A 17,448-nucleotide genomic window follows, 5' to 3' on the forward strand; every position below is an offset into this window, starting at 1 on the left:
CCTCAGATCCAGTTGATCTGCACCTTCGTCGGATCGAACGTCCGCCGGCCGCCGCCACCTGGATGCAGCTTGACCTCGATGAGGCACTGCACCACCGCGCGCTGCCGGTCCAGCGTCATGCCTTCCCAGACCTCTTCGATCCGCTCGCCTGCCTCGACCAGGTCGCGCAGGATCGGAGCCCGGCTGACGTGCTGCCGGATCTCATGGATCTCGGCCAGGCGCTCGTTCACGCCCTTCGTGATGATGTCGAGCTGCCGGCTGTCGATCCGCCGTCGGGCGAACAGGGCCGCGGCCTCGTCGAGCTGGACCCGTAGCGCGTGCGCCTCGTCCTGCAGTGCCGTCGAATCCGGCCGGCTCCGGTCGACGAGCAGCTCGACCGCGTCCGGCTGCCGGAGGCGATCGAAGATGGACTGCGAGACGTAGGTATCGACCCAGTCCCGCCGGCGGGCCACACACGCACCCGACCGACACCGGTACAGGTGGCGAGGCGTCGACAGCCGCTTCTTTCCGTCACGAGACGTCTTGATCCCGAACGACGTGATCGAGCCCCCACAGGCCGCGCAACGCGCCAGCCCCGACAGGAGGTAGGCGGCCCTGTTTCCGGTCGTTGTGCGCCGCGCTGGGTCGGTCAACAGGGCAACCAGAGCGTGATGCTGCTCGACGCCAAGGATCGCCGGCCAGTTTCCCTCGCCGACGACCTCGCCCCGGTAGACCCGAAGCCCGGCCAGCCGCGGGATCCGCATCAGGTCCCGGACCGTCGTCGGGGTGAACTGGCCGCCGGAGGTCGTCTTCACGCCGCGGCTGTTCAGATCCTTGGCCAGGGCGGCGAGCGGCGTACCGCGGAGCAGCTCGTCAGCGAGCCGTTCAACCTCGGCAGCCTCGGCCGGCTCGAGGTGCAGCCCGTCCTTTGTGTAGCCGAAGCAGCGGCGTCCACCGTGGTTGCCACCCCGCATTGCCCGCTGCCGGGCGGCGTCGACCACCCGCTCGGCGATCTCTTCGCTCTCCCCTGCATCCTGGGCGGCTAGCGTCCGGGCGACCCTGCGGCCCTGGGCCGTGTTGAGGTCGAAGCTGGGCGAGCGGGAGTAGGCAAACCTCGTGCCGTGCTGCACGGCCAGGTCGATGAGGTCTTCGTGCTCGCGGGGACGCCGGGTCAGCCGGCCGGTGGTCGCGGCAAGGATGTACTCGAACTTGCCGGCCCGAGCGTCGGCTAGGAGCCGGTTGTAGTCCGGCCGCGGCTTGCGGGATTTGGCCGATGCGCCGATGTCGTTGTCGACGTAGTCGCCGACGATGACGAGGTCGAGCCGTTCGGCGAGGTCGTCGAGTTGCTCGTCTTGGCGGTCGATGCCCAGCTCGCGCCCCTCCCGGTCGGAGGAGATCCGGCGGTACTTGGCAGCGCGCAGCCTCATGCACGCACAGTATCACTTTCGAGAGGTTCGTCTTGCCCGAGCCGGTGCCGCCGGTCACGAGGTAGGCCAGCCGGGCGGCCACGATGCCGGCGAGCAGCGGCTCGGCGGTGGGCGGGACCGTGCCGCGCTCGACGAGTTCGGCGAGGGTGAAGGGCCGTTGCCGGAAGGTGCGTAGCGACAGATAGGGTCCCGCGACGGCCACCGGTGGCAGTACGGCGTGCAGCCGGGTGCCGTCGGGCAGCCGGGCGTCGGCGAACGGCGCACCGTCGTCGAGGCGGCGCCCGCAGGCGGCGGCGAGCCGCTGGGCCAGCCGCCGCACGTCGTCGACCCCGCCGAGCGGCACCGCCACCCGGCGCAGTCCCCGTCCCCGGTCGACCCAGACCGTGGTGCCGTTGACGAGGATGTCGGTGACGTCGGCGTCCGAGAGCAGCGGGGCGAGTGGGCCGGCGCCGACGAGGTCGTCGTGCACCCGGGTCGCCAGGCGTAGTACAGCGTTGTCGCCGAGGACCGCCGCGCCACCGTCCTCGCGTACGGCGGTGACGACGGCGGCCGGCGTCACGTCGGCACCTCGGGTGACGAAGTGCCGCCGGACCCGTACGGCGAGGTCGGCGCCCTGGCCGGACGGCCGGGAGGATCGGATGCCGCTCATGTGGCGGCCACCGGGGTGCCGGTGATCTCGGCGATGATCCGCTGACACAGTTCGGCCAACGGGCCCCGTCCGGTGGCTCCGGGCGCCTCGCCGCGTTCGAGTCCCCGACACAGGCCGGGCTCGGGACGCAGCGTCCCGGCGAGCGGCATCCCCAACGCCCGGGCGATCTCGCGGCCCTTCAGCCGGCCCGGGGCCGGGCCCCGCACGATGGCGGCGAGGTTGGTGCTGTGCACTGCCGCCGCGGCGGCGACGCGGGCCGCGGCGGCGGTGGCGCGCAGCTCGGCGGGCACGATCACGAATGCGTGGTCGGCGGCCTGCAGCGCGACGACCGCCGCGTCGTCGAACTGTCTGGGCAGGTCGACGACGACGATGTCGCGGCCACGGCGTCCGGCGTCGATGGTGGCGGCCATCGCCTCGGCGGGCAGATCGAGTAGGTCGCCGCGGTCCCAGGAGAGCATGACGAGGTCGCCCCGGCCGGGCAGGGCCCGGACCAGCGCGGGCACGTCGACCCGACCGTCGGCACGGGTGAGCGCCGGCCAACGCAACCCCTCCAACTGCTCCCAGCCGAGCACCAGGTCGAGGCCACCGCCGAGGGGATCCGCGTCGACGAGGAGCGTGCGCAGGCCGGCGCGGGACGCGGTGATCGCCAGGCCGCCGGCGAGCACGCTGGCGCCCGCTCCGCCACGGCCGCCGACCACGGCGACGATCCGGCCGGCGGCGGTGCCTTCGACGACCGGCTCGGCGAACCGGTCGACCAACCAGGGTTCGGCCGCCGGCAGCAGCGCCACGTGCTCGGCACCGATCAGGTGGGCGACCTCGAAGACCGTGTTGTCGGCGCCGGAGCGACCGACGAGCACCAGCCGGGGGCGGCCGGGCAGCCGGGCCCGTAGGCAGGGCTGGACCTGGTCGCTGCCGACGAGCACCAGTGGGGCGGTGTTCCAGCGCGACCGGGCGGCGGCGGGGTCGGGGGCCACGTCGATCTCGCGGCCGCCGGCGGCCGCGAGCCGCAGCAGGTCGTCGAGCAGATCGGTGTCGGAGGTCACCACGAGCGGCAGCCGCGGCGTGGGGCGGACGGAGGTACGGGGTGGCATCGCGCTCCTCCAACGGTCGGGTGCGGTAGGGCACAACCGTGGCGGAGCCGGCCCGGTCGGGGCAGCCGGCAATGGCGTAGCTGTGGATAACCGACCCACCTGTGGACAGCGCTGGCGGTCGATGGTGGATCTGCTATCGGGGCGGCGACGAAGTAGCCCGGACGCGACGTATCCGACTCATGATCGACAATGCCGAGCTACGCGAAACGACGCCACGACCAGCGGCGTGGGAGCGCTACCCCCGAAAATGGGACGACCCCCGTCGGGGGGAGACGGGGGTCGTCTTGAGGTTCGGCTCCGGGGGGTCGAGCCGAACCCACTCAGCGGTCACGGGGGGTGCAACCGCTGAGGGTCAGTCGGACGAGCCAATCACACAGAACTCTGTCGCGATTACAAGCATGCCTGAGTAGACCGCTGCGCGTCGAGTGGCGTTTACCCCAACGCACGACATCGGCCCACGCTGGGCCCGGGGATCGACGGTCGCCACATCGCTGACCTGCGGATCAGGATTCGCAGGTCGACAGGGCAGCGGCCATGCCCCCCGTGCACCCGCAGACCATAGACCATCCGGCTAGACTTGCGCGCCGTGGGCCGAAGTGCCGCCTTTTTCGATCTCGACAAGACCGTGATCGCCAAGTCCAGTGCCTTGGCGTTCGGTCGGCCGTTCTACCGCGACGGCCTGATCACGCGACGGGACGTGGTCAAGTCCGCGTACGCCCAGCTGATGTTCCGGTTGGGCGGCACGGACGAGCAGACGATGGCGCGTACCCGCGACTACCTGGCGACCCTCTGCAAGGGATGGCAGGTCGACCAGGTTCGGCAGATCGTCGCGGAGACCCTGCACGAACTGATCAACCCCTACGTGTACGCCGAGGCCGCGGCGTTGATCGAGGAGCACCGGGCGGCCGGCCGGGATGTCGTCCTGGTCTCCGCCTCCGGCGACGAGATGGTCCGGCCGATCGGCGAACTGCTCGGCGTGCCCGACGTGATCGCCACCCGGATGACGATCTCCGAAGGGCGCTACACCGGCGAGGTCGAGTTCTACGCGGCCGGCCCGGCCAAGGTCGACGCGGTCAGCGAGCTGGCCAAGGCACGGGGATACGACCTCGCCGACTGCTTCGCCTATTCCGACTCGTCGAGCGACATCCCGCTGCTGGAGTGCGTGGGGCACCCGACCGCGGTCAACCCCGATCGGGCGCTGCGCAAGCTCGCGTCGGAGAACTCGTGGCCGGTGCTGGAGTTCCGCCACCCGATCCCGGTCCACCGCCGGTTGCGCGAGCGGCCGGCCGTGCCGGTCGCCGCGGCGGCGATCGGGGTCGGAGTCGGTGTGGCGATCGGCATCGCCTGGTACGGCCGCCACCGCCGGACCCGGGCCGCCTCCACCTGACCGGGTCGCACCGCCCCCGCTAGCCGGCGGCGAGCACCTCGTCGCCGACGGCGGTGATCTGGTCGGCCCCGACCTCGATCGCCGCGGTGTAGTGCCGCAGCCAGGCGCGTACCCCGTCCGGTGTGCCGGTGGCGAAGGCGCCGGCCGCGCCGACGTACTCGGGTTCCCGCTCGTGGTGGCCGACGTCGACGGCGACCAGCCCACGCGGGTCGAACCCGGTGGACAGCAGGGTCAGGCGCGCGGCGGCCCGGGCGACCACGCCGGACGGGCCCGCGAACGGCCGCAGCGTGAGCAGTTCTCCGTGCACGACGGCGGCCAGCACCAGCGGAGAGACCGAGGTGCCGCCGGTGACCAGGGCGGCCAGGGCGTCGAGCCGGGCCGCGGTCGCCGGATCGTCGACGGCGCCACCCGCCGGCCGGCCGAGCGCGTCCTCGGCGACGGCACCGCGCGCCGCGAGCACGTGCAGCCGGGCGAGCACCTGCCGGGGCGCCTTCGGCCACCGGTCGGCAAGCCCGGGCAGGGCACCGGCGACCCGTAGTGCGCCCTGGGCCACGGGGTCGGTGACGGTGCCGGCGCGGACGGCCTCCCACTCGTGGACGTATCCCTCCAGGGCGGCGCTGGCGACCGCGGACCGCAGGCTGATCTCGGCCGCGACCTGGCCGCCGTGGCGACGTAGGGCGCGGTGGCGCAGTGCCTGGTCGACCCGGTCGCGGGCCCGGTCGACGGCCGGCACGACATCGGCCAGGGTGAGGAGGGGCGCGAGCGGGTCGGCGGTCACGCCGTCACGCTAACCCCGCCCACGGACGGCCGACACCTCGGGTACGCAAAGGAGGGCTGCGTAGTTCAGCTCGGAAATGGCAAGATTCGATCAGGTACGGCCACCCGGCGCGCAACTCTCGCGCATCGTCCCCGCCGTACCGACGCACCCCGGACCGCAGGACGCACCAACGGCGGACCGGCCGGCGCGCGGCAGCGGCCACTCGGCGCGCGGTCACGCGTCCGACCGGCCCAGCTGTCGCACCAGTCAGGACATCGCAACTAACCTTCGCGATGGAGACGTAAATCACGTGACGCACGAGGAGCCTTACGCATGAGCGAGACTCTCGAGAACCTGCTTCAGGAGACGCGGCGGTTCGAGCCACCCACGGCGCTCGCCGACGCCGCAAACGTCACCGCCGCCGCCTACGACGAGGCGGCCGAGGACCGGCTCGCGTTCTGGGCGCGCCAGGCCGGCCGGCTCGACTGGGCGAAAGAGTGGGACGAGATCCTCGACTGGTCGAACCCGCCGTTCGCGAAGTGGTTCGTCGGCGGGCAGCTCAACGTCGCCTACAACTGCCTCGACCGGCACGTGGCGGCCGGCCGGGGCGACCGGGTCGCGATCCACTGGGAGGGTGAGCCCGGCGACACCCGCACCATCACGTACGCCGAACTGCACCGGCTGACCGGCCAGGCCGCCAACGCGCTGACCGACCTGGGTGTCGTCGCCGGCGACCGGGTGGCGATCTACCTGCCGATGGTTCCCGAGGCGGCGGTCGCGATGCTGGCCTGCGCCCGGATCGGGGCGACCCACAGCGTGGTCTTCGGTGGCTTCTCGGTCGACGCGCTGTCCAGCCGGATCGCCGACGCCAGCGCCAAGGTCGTCATCACCGCCGACGGCGGTTACCGCCGGGGCAAGCCGTCGGCGCTGAAGCCGACCGTCGACGAGGCGGTCGCCAAGTCGCCGACGATCGAGCACGTGCTGGTCGTACGTCGTACCGGGCAGGACGTGGCCTGGACGGACAAGGACCTGTGGTGGCACGAGACCGTCGAGACGGCCAGCGACCAGCACGTGGCGCAGCCGTTCGACGCCGAGCAGCCGTTGTTCATCCTCTACACCAGCGGCACGACGGCCAAGCCCAAGGGCATCCTGCACACCAGCGGCGGCTATCTGACCCAGGCGGCGTACACCCACCACGCGGTGTTCGACCTCAAGCCGGAGACCGACGTCTACTGGTGCACCGCCGACATCGGCTGGGTGACCGGCCACTCCTACATCGTCTACGGGCCGCTGGCCAACGGCGCCACCCAGATCATGTACGAGGGCACGCCCGACACCCCGTCGAAGGCCCGGTTCTGGGAGATCGTCGACCGCTACAAGGTCACCATCCTCTACACCGCGCCGACCCTGATCCGCACGATGATGAAGTGGGGCGACGACATCCCGGCCGGGTTCGACCTGTCGTCGCTGCGGGTGCTCGGCAGCGTCGGCGAGCCGATCAACCCCGAGGCGTGGATGTGGTACCGGGAGAACATCGGCCGGGGCCGGGCCCCGATCGTCGACACCTGGTGGCAGACCGAGACCGGCGCGATCATGATCTCGCCGCTGCCGGGCGTCACGGCGACCAAGCCGGGCAGCGCGATGGGCCCACTGCCGGGCATCGCCGCCGACGTGGTCGACGACCAGGGCCGGTCGGTGCCCGACGGTGGTGGCGGCTACCTGGTGCTGCGCGAGCCGTGGCCGTCGATGCTGCGCACCATCTGGGGGGACGACGCCCGGTTCGTCGAGACGTACTGGTCGCGGTTCGAGGGGATGTACTTCGCCGGCGACGGGGCCAAGAAGGACAGCGACGGCCACCTGTGGCTGCTCGGCCGGGTCGACGACGTGATGCTGGTGTCCGGCCACAACATCTCCACGACGGAGGTCGAGTCGGCGCTGGTGAGCCACCCCTCGGTGGCCGAGGCCGCGGTGGTCGGCGCGACCGACCCGACGACCGGTCAGGCGATCGTGGCCTTCACGATCCCGCGGGGCAGTGTGGACACCTCCGGCGACGCGGGCGAGGCCCTGATCCAGGAGTTGCGTAACCACGTCGCGAAGACCCTCGGCCCGATCGCGAAGCCACGCCAGATCATGCTCGTTCCGGAACTGCCGAAGACCCGTTCCGGCAAGATCATGCGGCGGCTGCTGCGTGACGTGGCGGAGAACCGCTCGCTCGGCGACGTCACCACGCTTCAGGATTCCGCGGTGATGGATCTGATTTCGTCCGGCATGCAGTCCGGAAAGTCCGACGAGGACTGATTTTCGTCGCCGACGGTGGGTGGGCCCTGACTGAGGGCTCACTCACCGTCGGTCTTTTGGCAGGTCAGGCACACCTCCGGGAGAAGCCGCACGGGGCTGAACATCCGATGGATGTGACATTTGGGGCAGTGACTGCGAATTTCCTGCAACAAACTGACGTCGGTGACTTCCCACGATCCCCTCAAGTGTTTAGGTTTCTCAATGGCCCCATAAAACAGGGCCGTACCCCGACCCCTCTAACCCCCGTCGGGTCGGTTCCCTCAAACCGGAGGTACCACGTGCGCAGAGTCGCAGTGGGGCTGCTCGGGCTCACGCTGACGGCGACGTCGAGCTTCGCGCTCAGCTCGCCGGCTTATGCCGCGCCCCCGGCACAGACGCCGGACGCATCCCCGTCGGTTTCGGATCCCGCGCCGTTCCACGACGAACTGCCCAACCCGCTCGAGGACAAGCGCCGTGAGCTGCGTCAGCAGGGTCTCACGGACGTTCTCACCGGCCGCGCGACGCCGGAAAAGCGCAACGGCAGCACCGTCGTCAAGGTCGGCGAGACCGCCGGCAACGGGCCGGCCGGCCGCAGTGCCGCCGCCCGCAAGGCCGGTGGGGCGCAGACCACCGACCAGTACGTCGAACTGTCGCGGGAGAAGACCGACCGGATCTTCGTGATCCTGGCCGAGTTCGGCAACGACCGGCACCCCAGCTACCCCGACGTCGACAGCAACCCCAACGTGCCGGGTCCGATCCGGTTCGACGGTCCGCTGCACAACGAGATCCCCGCGCCCAACCGCGCGGTCGACAACTCGACGGTGTGGCAGGAGGACTACAGCGCCGACTACTTCCGCGACCTCTACTTCGGTGAGGGCGCCGGCACGGAGTCGGTCAAGCAGTACTTCGAGGCGCAGTCCTCCGGCCGCTACAGCGTCGAGGGCACCGTGACCGACTGGGTCAAGGTCAACTACAACGAGGCCCGCTACGGTCGTGACCTGTGCGGCAGCAACGTCTGCTCCAACGTCTGGGCGCTGGTCAAGGACGCCGCCAACCAGTGGGTCGTCGACCAGAAGGCCGCCGGCCGCACCGACGCGCAGATCGCCGCGGACATGCGCGAGTTCGACAAGTGGGACCGCTACGACTTCGACGGCGACGGCGACTTCAACGAGCCCGACGGCTACATCGACCACTTTCAGATCGTCCACGCCGGTGGCGACGCCGCCGACGGTGACCCCTGGCAGGGCGAGGACGCCATCTGGAGCCACCGCTGGTACGCGTACAACAACCTGGTCGGCCTCGACGGCCCGGCGACGAACCCGCTCGGCGGCACCCAGATCGGCAACACCGGGATCTGGATCGGCGACTACACGATCCAGCCGGAAAACGGTGGTCGCAGCGTCTTCTACCACGAATACGCGCACGACCTCGGCCTGCCGGACGACTACAACGTCCTCAGCGGTGGCGACAACAACAACGAGCACTGGACGCTGATGGCGCAGAGCCGCCTCGGCGCCCCGGGCGACGGCGGCATCGGCGAGCGCGGCGGTGACCTCGGCGCGTGGAACAAGCTCCAGCTCGGCTGGCTCGACTACGAGGTCGTGGTGGCCGGTCAGAAACGCACGCTCGAGCTCGGCCCGCAGGCCTACAACACGAACAAGGCGCAGGCGGTCGTCGTGGTGCTCCCGCAACGGGAATACTCCTTCGACCTCGGCGCACCGTTCGAGGGCACGAAGCAGTTCTTCTCGGGCAACGAGAACGACCGCAACGACTCGCTGGCAACCTCGATCGACCTAACCGGCAAGACGTCCGCGTCCGTGTCGCTCAAGGGCCGCTACGACATCGAGGCGGGCTACGACTACCTCTACTTCGAGGCCTCGTTCGACGGTGGCTCGACCTGGACGGCCCTGCCGTTCACGGTCAACGGCACGCCGGGCGGCACCGACGGCGGCAGCCGGCCGGCGCTCGACGGCAGCTCCGGCGGCGAGTGGGCGAACATCAACATCCCGCTCAACGAGGGTGCCGGCAAGGTCGTTCCGTTCCGGTTCCGCTACGTGACCGACGCCGCGGTGGCCGACGGTGGCTTCTTCGGTGACGCGATCACCGTGACCGCCGACGGCGCGACGCTGTCCACCGAGGGCGCCGAGAGCGGGGCCCCGGGCTGGACGCTGGGTGGCGAGTGGGCGATCGTCAGCGAGAGCGACACCCGCCTGTTCGACAACTTCTACATCGCCGGCCACCGGACGTACACCGGTTACGACAAGTACCTCGAAACCGGCCCGTACTTCTTCGGCTACGCCAACACCCGGCCGGACTACGTCGACCACTACGCGTACCAGGAAGGTCTCCTGATCTCGTACTGGAACACCCGGTGGGCCGACAACGACACGTTCGCCCACCCGGGTGAGGGTCGTAACCTCTACATCGACGCCCACCCGCGGCCGATCTACAACCTGACCGGCCAGCCGTGGCGGGCCCGGGTCCAGGTCTACGACGCGACGTTCAGCCTGCGGAAGGCCGACTCCTTCACGCTGCACCTGAACAGCCAGCCGCAGTACATCCGCGGCCAGGGCGCCGCACCGCTGTTCGACGACACCAAGAAGTACTTCTACGACGAGCTGCCGAACCACGGCGTCAAGCTCCCGGCGACCGGTGTCAAGATCCGGGTCGTGGAAGAGAACGGCACTTCAATGAAGATCCGTATCTCCTGACCGACCTCCTGCACACCGGCGGCGCCCGGGAAGGTTCTCCTTCCCGGGCGCCGTCACCGTTTACGGGCCGACGACCGGCCGGGCGTTGCCACGCCGGTCCGGCCGATCGGAGCCGGGAACCGTACGGCGGGCCGCCGAGTCCAAGTAACGTGTCCACGATGCGTCGCACCGCTGCCCCGTTCGCCACCGGACTGACCCTGTTCGCGCTGGTGGCGGCCGGCTGCGCGAACAACCCGGACGGAGCACCCGTGGCCGATCAGTCGCCGCCCCCGGCGGCGTCGTCGACGCCGTCACCCGACCCGCCGTCGCCCGAGTCGACCCCGACCGCCGCGGCGTCCGGCGTAGCGCCGTCCGGCCGGACCAGCCCGCCACCGCTGTCCAGCACCGACTTCCCGACGCTGCGGCCGCCGAGCGGACCGCCGCAGAAACCGACCGACCAACTGCCGGACTCGATCGTCACCGGACTGGTCGTCCGTGGCGGCAACGGCCCGTGCTTCGGGGTCCAGAACGACGACGGCAAGCTGTACGCCCTGCACAGCTCAGGCGGTGTCCGGCTGCAGGAGGGCACCTTCGTCCGGGTCAAGGTCGAACCGCTTCTGCTGCGGATCAACTGTGGACCGGGCGAGCACCACAGCATCGTCGAAGTGATGCCGGTGCGCTGAGCCGGCGCCCGGTCAGTCGGCCGGAAGCAGCCCGGCCAGGTCGAGCCAGGTGTAGTCGTGCCCGCACGGCGGTCCGGCCGCCAGTCCGAACCGCCGCTCGTCGAGGTCGAGCAGCACCGAGTAGACCGTCTCCGAGCGGTCCAGCGGCGCGTCCCGTTCGTCGACGTGCCGGCAGATACCCAACGGGAAGCTCGCGTGGTCGCGGAAAACCTCCATGACGTCGTCCACACCGACCTTGCCGGCAACCGCCGCGTCGGTGAGCAGCCGCCGGGCCCGGGCCGACCGGAACAACGACGAACCGCCCCACTCCTTGATCGTGTCGAAGACCGGCAGACCGGCCTCGAAGTGGTTTGCGTGGGTCACCATGCCGTCCACCGGATGCAGCCATCCCGCCTCGCCCGGCGCCAACTCCAGGTCGATCAGCTCACCACCGTGGTCCCCGGCCTGGCCGAGCACCATGTTGATCGAGGCGTTACGCGGGCTGCGGCAGGCCGCCCGCAGCGCCCAGGCCAGGCTGTCGGCCTCCAGCACCGAACGGAGCAACACGTGGTAGGGCACACCTGGCGCGCCGCCCCCACGGGGCAGCCCGTCCCGGTCACAGCCCAGCATGTTGATGCAGACCCCCACGCCGGCCGAGTTGAGCCCGGCCTTGGCCAGCATGCCCGCCTCGGCCAGCGTCACGACCGCATGGCCACGCTCGTCCCGGGTGACCAGCAACACCATGGCCTCCCGCTGCGCCGGATGCCAGTCCCAGTTCTGCCCGATCAGCAGGCTGCCGGTGGCGGTGTGCGTGCCCAACACGCCGACCGCGGTGCACCCTCCGTCACCGCCGTCGGGGCGCACCCCGTAGATCAGTTCGGTACGTGCGTTGAGCGCGTAGATCTCCTCGACCGCGACTCCCGCTCCCTCGGCGACGCCGTCGAGCATCTCGGCGACCCGCGGGTGGTGCGCGACCGTCGTACGACGGAATCCGGCACCCGCGGCACGGACCGCCGCGCTGTCGAGACCGGCCTGCTCACGGAACCGGCGCAGGTAGAGGTCGAGGTTGGCGGCGACGAGCGGGCGGGCGGCCAGGCCGTACGCGGCACCGCATTCGCCGGGTGTGCCCTGGACGCTGACGACCGGCACGGGAAGGTCGGCGTACGGCGTGGCGGGGTCGACGGTCATCCGAGCACCGTAACCGGCGCCGACCGCCGGGGAGAACCCGCCGGGTCCGCCGAACCGGGGCGCGATCGGCCGCAGACCGCTGATCAGGCCCTAGGCTGGCGCCATGAGCGAGCGAACCATCAGGCTCGGTGGAGAGCACGGTGGTGCCGAGCGAAGCGGGGCGACAGCGTGAGCGAGCGTAGCGAGCGAGCCGGAATGACACCGGTGGTCGACGAGTCATGTGTGTTGGACGACGGCCCCTGGACCCATCGCTTCATCGGTGCCAACGGCACCCGCTTCCACGTCGTCGAGGCCGGCGCCGGACCGCTCGTCCTCTTTCTGCATGGTTTTCCGGAGTTCTGGTGGGCCTGGCACCAGCTGCTGCCCGCGGTGGCGGACGCGGGCTTCCGGGCGGTCGCGGTCGACCTGCGTGGGTACGGTGCCAGCGACAAGCCGCCCCGGGGCTACGACGGCTACACCATGGCGGCCGACGTCACCGGTCTGATCCGGGCCCTGGGTGAGCGCCGGGCCAACATCGTCGGCGCCGGCTTCGGCGGCATGGTGGGCTGGACCGCGGCGAGCTTCCATCCGAAGATGGTGCGTCGCCTGGTGGTGCTCGGTGCACCGCACCCGTTGCGTCTGCGGGCGGCCATCTTCGCCGATCCCCGTGGCCAGTTCGCGGCGGCCACGCCGACGTTGAAGTTCCAGCTTCCGCGCTACGAGCATGTGCTCACCAGGAACAACGCGGCGATGGTGGGCGGGTTCCTGCGCGACTGGGGCGGCCCGGCGTGGGTGAACGGCCCGTCGTTCGAGGCGTACTCCGATCGTTGCCGGGAGGCGATCCGCATTCCGCAGGCGTCGTTCTGCGCGTTGGAGGGTTACCGGTGGGCCTTCCGTTCGGTGCTGCGCCTGCACGGATACCGGTTCGTGCGGCTCATGCAGAAGCCGCTGGTGACCCCGACGCTGCAACTGCACGGTGCGCTGGACACCGCGTCCCTGCCCCGCACCGCGCAGGGATCCGGTCGCTATGTCATCGCACCGTACGAGTGGCGGCTACTCGACGGGGTCGGCCACTTTCCGCACGTCGAATCGCCTGACCTGGTGCTCGGCGAGGTCCTGCGCTGGGTCAAGTCCTGACCGTTCGCGCTCATAGCACATCCGACCGCGATCCGGGCGTTGTCCACAGGGGAGGCGGTTGTCCACAGGCGAACAGGATCGGCCTTCCCAGCACGCCTGCCAGGCGCCATCGTGGCGGCATGACCGACCTCTACGATGCCGCCGCCGCACTCCCCCGTCTCCTGCGTGGCGCCGGTCCTCCGCGCCCGACGGGGTCGCTGCCGCCACCGGCGGCGGTCCGCTGGGAGTCCGCCACGGGGCACCTGCACCGGTCCAGGTCCGCCCCGCAGGCCCGGCCCGACCTGCTCGACGTCGTACGTGGCACGCTGCGGGTGACGCCGCCCGCCGCGGTGGTGGCGCACCACACCGCCGCACAGTTGCACGGATTCGGCGTGGTGCCGGTCCGCTCCGTCCACGTCGCCGTGCCGGGCGGCACCCCCGTGCCACAGCGTCGCGGTGTCACGGCACACGAGTCGGTGCTGCCGTTCGGCGATCTGACCGAGGTGTGCGGGCTCCCCTGCCTGCCTGCGCCCAGAACGGCCGTCGACCTTGCCCGGACGCTGCCTCGCCCGGACGCGCTCGCCATCCTCGACGCGGCGTTGCGGTCGGGTGCGGTGACCGTCGAGACGCTCACGGCCGAACTGGTCCGGCACGACCGGCTGCGCGGCATCCGGCAGGCCCGGGAACTGGCCGCCATCGCCAGTCCGCTGGCCGAATGCCGCCAGGAAACCCACCTGCGTCTCGTGCTGCACGACGGCCGGCTGCCCGCCCCCGCGCCGCAACTGGGCGTCACCGACGAGTGGGGTGTCGAACGGCACCGGACGGATCTCGGCTATCTGCGGCAACGGGTCGGGGTCGAATACGACGGCATCGCCCATCTCGACCGTCGGGGTTCGCGGCTCGACCCGCGCCGGCACGACTGGCTGACCAGGCAGGGCTGGACCATCCGGTACGTCAGCGACGACGACCTCTACCGCCGTCCGGATCTGCTGGTCGCGGCCGTACGCGCGACGCTGACCCGTCGGTCCTGGTGGCGTCCCCGTCCCTACGCCGAAGTCCCGCGTTCGGCAACCGGCTGACCGGCGCCGGCTGGTCGGTCAGGCCCGGTATTCCCGCAGTTCGACGACTTCACTGGCCGGCGCCCACCCCTGATACACCCCGAAGTCGAAGGCTTCCAGGCCCATCGACTCGGCGACCGGTGAACGCCCGCCGGTGTATTCGACCCGCAGCCAACTGTCGTGTTGGGCCAGCACGATGAACGGCTGCCCCTTCCACTCACAGGTGGTGCGTACGTATGCGAGATCCTCGACCTCGACTGCCGGTACGACCCGTACGAAGCGTCCCGGACGCACCTCTTCGAAGCCGTCACCGGCTTCCGGCTGATAGATCCGCACCCGGTCCCCGTCCGGGCTGGCCTCGTACTCCCGGCCGTCCCAGCGGGCAATGTAGCCGTCACGCATCAGCTCTCCCCGGTCTTCTTCCAGGCGGGGGCGTCACTGTCCAGAGTGGCGACAAGGGTCTCGCTGTCGTCGGCGCCGATCCGCCAGACCTGTGCGCCGTGCGGCAGGCGAATACTGTCCACCTTGAACTCGGCGATGACGTCGCTGCTCTCACCCGGGGCGAATCCGTTGCCGCGGAAAGGCGCCCGTTCGATGACCCAGCCCTCCATCGCCCGCATGGCGGACTCGCTCTGACCGCCGTACGGGATGCGATAGAGGCTCGGGCGATAGGCCGGCCACCGCAGCACGTAGACCTCGTCCATGTCCCGGCTGAAGGGCGAACCCTGATAACCGAGCCCGAGCGCGGCATGCAGCTTGGCCGGCGACGTCAGGTGGGCGATCTCGTTCGCGCGGTGCACGAAGCCGGACACCCGGTCGTAGCCGCGGTCGAGGTAATAGGCGACCTGGCTCGGGGCGATCGTCTTCTGCATCATCGTCGGACTGCCGGGATCCTCCCGGGCCGGCGCGTACGTCGACCGGGGCGTGGTTTCCTCGGCTGCTGGCGGCTCGGCCGGCTCGCCATCGTCGGTGCCCAGCCCGACGTCGGCTGCCCAACTCGCGAGGGCGATGATCTGGGCGCCGGGCAGCTTGGCGCCGATCGGCGACCCCAGGTTGACCGCGAACGACCAGGCATCGTCCGGCCAGCGCCGGATGAGCTGCATGAACTTGACTTCCACCGTTTCCACCGGCTCGGCGGAATGCTCGGCCAGGCGCTCGGGGAGGTGAAGACGACGATGTAGGTATCCCCGTCCAGGGTCTCCGTGTGCCAGGTGAAGCCTTCCTGTCCGGGCTTCGAGCCGGCGGCCGAGTCGGGCGTGGTGGGCAGAAGGACCTTCGCGAGCAGGAGGGTCGAGAGAAACGAGTCGGTGTTTCCGGCTCGGGCGGCCTCGGCCAGGCTCTCCTCGACGGAGTTGGCCGCGACGAAGTCCCGGAGGGCCGGATCGACCGCGGGTGGAGCAGGCTCCGGCGCCGGCGACGACCGTGGCCGCGGTGGATCGGCCGGCGGCTCGGGGCCGGACGACGGTGTGACAGGTGCCCACTGACCGGCCGCGAAGGCGCCGGTCGGGGTGTCGGTGTCCGTCCCGGCGGTGCTCGCCATCGCCCCGGTGGCGCCGGCCGCGCCCCCGCCCGTCGCTGGCTCGGCGTTCCAGGGGGTGGAGTTCCCGGCTGCCTCGGGGGTGGCCGGCAGGATCGGACGTTCGACGGTCGACGCCCGATCGGTGAGCCAGCCGCCCGGCGCCGGCGTAGTGGGGGCCGGCGGCTCCGCTGCGGGAGGCTCCAATGTGGTCGGGGTCGACTGGGGCAGCCAGCCCGCGACCGCCGGCCGGCCGTGGTGGGACTGTGGGGTCGCGTCCGGCGCCTCGGGGGCGGAGTTGGGGCTTCCGGTCGGCCGGCCGGGGCCAGCGACTCCGGATCCGGAGTCGACTCCGTGGTGCTCGGCTTCCCGGTGCCCGGACTGGGGCAACCAGCCACCGGAGGACGTGGCCGTCGGGTGGGTGGCCGGGGCACCCTGATGGGCTGTCGACCATTCGCCACCGGCTTGCGCCGGAGACCGGTCACCGGCGGGCGACGGCCGATCAGCGGTGGGCGGCGCTGAGGGGTTCGGGCCGGCGCTCGCGGACCAGGCACCGGCTCCTGGACGCCGGTCGTTCCCGAGCGGCGCGGGCCGGGGCGGGCCCCCGTATCCCTCGCGCGGCGGCCGGGCGGGTTTCTCGAAGAACGAGGGCGACGGGGCACCGCCCGTCGGTCTGGTCGGCAACGTCGGCCCCGGCGAGACCGGATTCGCGGAGACGGGTGCGCCGGCCTGGCCCGCAGCTGCCGTGGATACCGTCGGAGAAGGCGGCGCGGACGGGGTAGGGATCGACGGTGGCACCGGGGCGGATGGTGGCGCCAGCGGCGGGCCGGCCTGGACGGGTGGCACAGCGACCGGGTGGCCGAAGGCGGTCGGCACCGGCGGCGGCACAGTAGGGGCCGGGGAGACCGGGGCGCCAGACGTCGGAACACCCGAGATCGGAACGGCAGACGTCGGCACACCAGATGTGGGCGCGCCCGACGTCGACATACCGGACACCGGCGCCGGCATACCGGACCGGCCGCCCGGCGGCGAGACTGGTGTTTCAGCCGCGGCCGGCCGTTGGCCGGAGGGCGCTCCGGGGTGCGCCGGGGAGGTCGGATCGGCGGCGGAACGCGGCACGGCTGCGGTGGCACGCGCTCGCGCCGCCTGCTCCACCCGCTCCAGCCGCGCCCGGGCGCCGATGGTGCGGCCCGGCAACCGGACATCACCTCTCGCCAGTTGGGAGACGAACCAGGCGGGAAGGTAGCCCTCGATCGGCAGGCCGGGGTTCACGGCCAGCCACCATTCGAGATTGGGCCAGTTGTTGGCCAGCTCGTGGTAAGGCACCCGGCGAGCAGAGCTGGCGTCGTCGGCCAGGCACGCCTGGAGCGCGTCACTGGAGGTGAAGGCGAGGACGTGCGTACGTCCACCCGTGCTCCAGGTGCCCCAACCCATCGTCGTACGGCCGGCCAGCGCGTCGGCGGAGACCGGCAGCAGGAGCTCGGTACGGGCGAGGATCCGGAAGTAAACTTCCTGGTCATTCGCGCGCAAAGCGTCCCGCATGGCGGCCTCGGCCTCGGTGGCCGGCTCCCATTCGGTCACGGCCACCTCCCTTCCACCGAAGAGGCCACAGGCATCGCGTACAACCTACAAGGTAAAAACAAGATCACAATGCATGGCCTGTGCGGGATAC

12 protein-coding genes and 3 pseudogenes are annotated in these 17,448 nt (G+C 71.1%); 7 read left to right on the plus strand and 8 right to left on the minus strand.

Annotated features, from left to right (window positions below; translation table 11 throughout):
- Positions 1 to 2: 2 nt before the first annotated feature.
- The 3 genes and pseudogenes from Prubr_RS10510 to ssd form a co-directional block, all read right to left on the minus strand.
- The gene (locus Prubr_RS10510; RefSeq protein WP_212824422.1) at positions 3 to 1,406 is read right to left on the minus strand and encodes a recombinase family protein; all 1,404 of its coding nucleotides are present in this window, start codon (positions 1,404 to 1,406) and stop codon (positions 3 to 5) included.
- Between the two features lie 7 nt (positions 1,407 to 1,413).
- A pseudogene (locus tag Prubr_RS10515) lies at positions 1,414 to 2,055 on the minus strand (ATPase, T2SS/T4P/T4SS family); the annotation flags it as partial.
- Entirely contained in the window at positions 2,052 to 3,098 is a 1,047-nt protein-coding gene (gene ssd, locus Prubr_RS10520; protein WP_212827838.1) for a septum site-determining protein Ssd, read from the minus strand. The pseudogene Prubr_RS10515 and the gene ssd, both read right to left, overlap by 4 nt.
- A gap of 634 nt (positions 3,099 to 3,732) precedes the next feature.
- On the opposite strand from ssd, the gene Prubr_RS10525 reads away from it, so the two are divergent.
- The gene (locus Prubr_RS10525; protein WP_212824424.1) at positions 3,733 to 4,533 is read left to right on the plus strand and encodes an HAD family hydrolase; all 801 of its coding nucleotides are present in this window, start codon (positions 3,733 to 3,735) and stop codon (positions 4,531 to 4,533) included.
- Between the two features lie 19 nt (positions 4,534 to 4,552).
- Here the strand turns inward: Prubr_RS10525 and Prubr_RS10530 are convergent, their stop codons facing one another.
- Positions 4,553 to 5,311, minus strand: coding sequence for a Fic family protein (locus Prubr_RS10530; RefSeq protein WP_212824427.1), 759 nt, complete (start codon positions 5,309 to 5,311; stop codon positions 4,553 to 4,555).
- 312 nt (positions 5,312 to 5,623) lie between these two features.
- Here Prubr_RS10530 and acs point away from each other — a divergent pair, with 312 nt between their 5' ends.
- The 3 genes from acs to Prubr_RS10545 all read left to right on the plus strand — a co-directional run bounded on the left by acs (position 5,624) and on the right by Prubr_RS10545 (position 10,940).
- Positions 5,624 to 7,588 carry an acetate--CoA ligase gene (acs, locus tag Prubr_RS10535; protein WP_212824429.1) on the plus strand — a complete coding sequence of 655 codons (1,965 nt, stop codon included), beginning with the start codon at positions 5,624 to 5,626 and terminating at the stop codon, positions 7,586 to 7,588.
- 293 nt (positions 7,589 to 7,881) lie between these two features.
- Entirely contained in the window at positions 7,882 to 10,278 is a 2,397-nt protein-coding gene (locus tag Prubr_RS10540) for an immune inhibitor A domain-containing protein (RefSeq protein WP_212827840.1), read from the plus strand.
- 158 nt (positions 10,279 to 10,436) lie between these two features.
- Positions 10,437 to 10,940 carry a hypothetical protein gene (locus Prubr_RS10545; protein ID WP_212824431.1) on the plus strand — a complete coding sequence of 168 codons (504 nt, stop codon included), beginning with the start codon at positions 10,437 to 10,439 and terminating at the stop codon, positions 10,938 to 10,940.
- A gap of 12 nt (positions 10,941 to 10,952) precedes the next feature.
- Here the strand turns inward: Prubr_RS10545 and Prubr_RS10550 are convergent, their stop codons facing one another.
- On the minus strand, positions 10,953 to 12,107 hold the full coding sequence (locus tag Prubr_RS10550; protein ID WP_212824433.1) for a C45 family autoproteolytic acyltransferase/hydrolase: 1,155 nt from the start codon (positions 12,105 to 12,107) through the stop codon (positions 10,953 to 10,955).
- Positions 12,108 to 12,302: 195 nt separating this feature from the next.
- Here Prubr_RS10550 and Prubr_RS10555 point away from each other — a divergent pair, with 195 nt between their 5' ends.
- Positions 12,303 to 13,223: an alpha/beta fold hydrolase gene (locus tag Prubr_RS10555; RefSeq protein ID WP_212827842.1), complete on the plus strand. Its 921-nt coding sequence runs from the start codon at positions 12,303 to 12,305 to the stop codon at positions 13,221 to 13,223.
- A 119-nt stretch (positions 13,224 to 13,342) separates the two neighbouring features.
- Positions 13,343 to 14,281 (plus strand): DUF559 domain-containing protein, encoded by a 939-nt coding sequence (locus tag Prubr_RS10560; protein WP_212824435.1) that lies wholly within the window; start codon positions 13,343 to 13,345, stop codon positions 14,279 to 14,281.
- An 18-nt stretch (positions 14,282 to 14,299) separates the two neighbouring features.
- Here Prubr_RS10560 and Prubr_RS10565 read toward each other — a convergent pair whose 3' ends face one another.
- Both Prubr_RS10565 and Prubr_RS38175 read right to left on the minus strand, forming a co-directional pair.
- Entirely contained in the window at positions 14,300 to 14,665 is a 366-nt protein-coding gene (locus Prubr_RS10565; RefSeq protein WP_212827844.1) for a hypothetical protein, read from the minus strand.
- Positions 14,662 to 15,824, minus strand: a pseudogene (locus Prubr_RS38175) (SseB family protein); the annotation flags it as partial. The gene Prubr_RS10565 and the pseudogene Prubr_RS38175, both read right to left, overlap by 4 nt.
- Here Prubr_RS38175 and Prubr_RS38180 point away from each other — a divergent pair.
- A complete protein-coding gene (locus tag Prubr_RS38180) occupies positions 15,769 to 16,215 on the plus strand; it encodes a hypothetical protein (protein WP_425518088.1) in 447 nt (148 codons plus the stop codon). The pseudogene Prubr_RS38175 and the gene Prubr_RS38180 sit on opposite strands and share 56 nt — an antisense overlap.
- A gap of 467 nt (positions 16,216 to 16,682) precedes the next feature.
- Here Prubr_RS38180 and Prubr_RS38185 read toward each other — a convergent pair.
- Positions 16,683 to 17,357, minus strand: a pseudogene (locus tag Prubr_RS38185) (SseB family protein); the annotation flags it as partial.
- Positions 17,358 to 17,448 lie beyond the last annotated feature (91 nt).

Source organism: Polymorphospora rubra (assembly GCF_018324255.1).
Lineage (GTDB): Bacteria > Actinomycetota > Actinomycetes > Mycobacteriales > Micromonosporaceae > Polymorphospora > Polymorphospora rubra.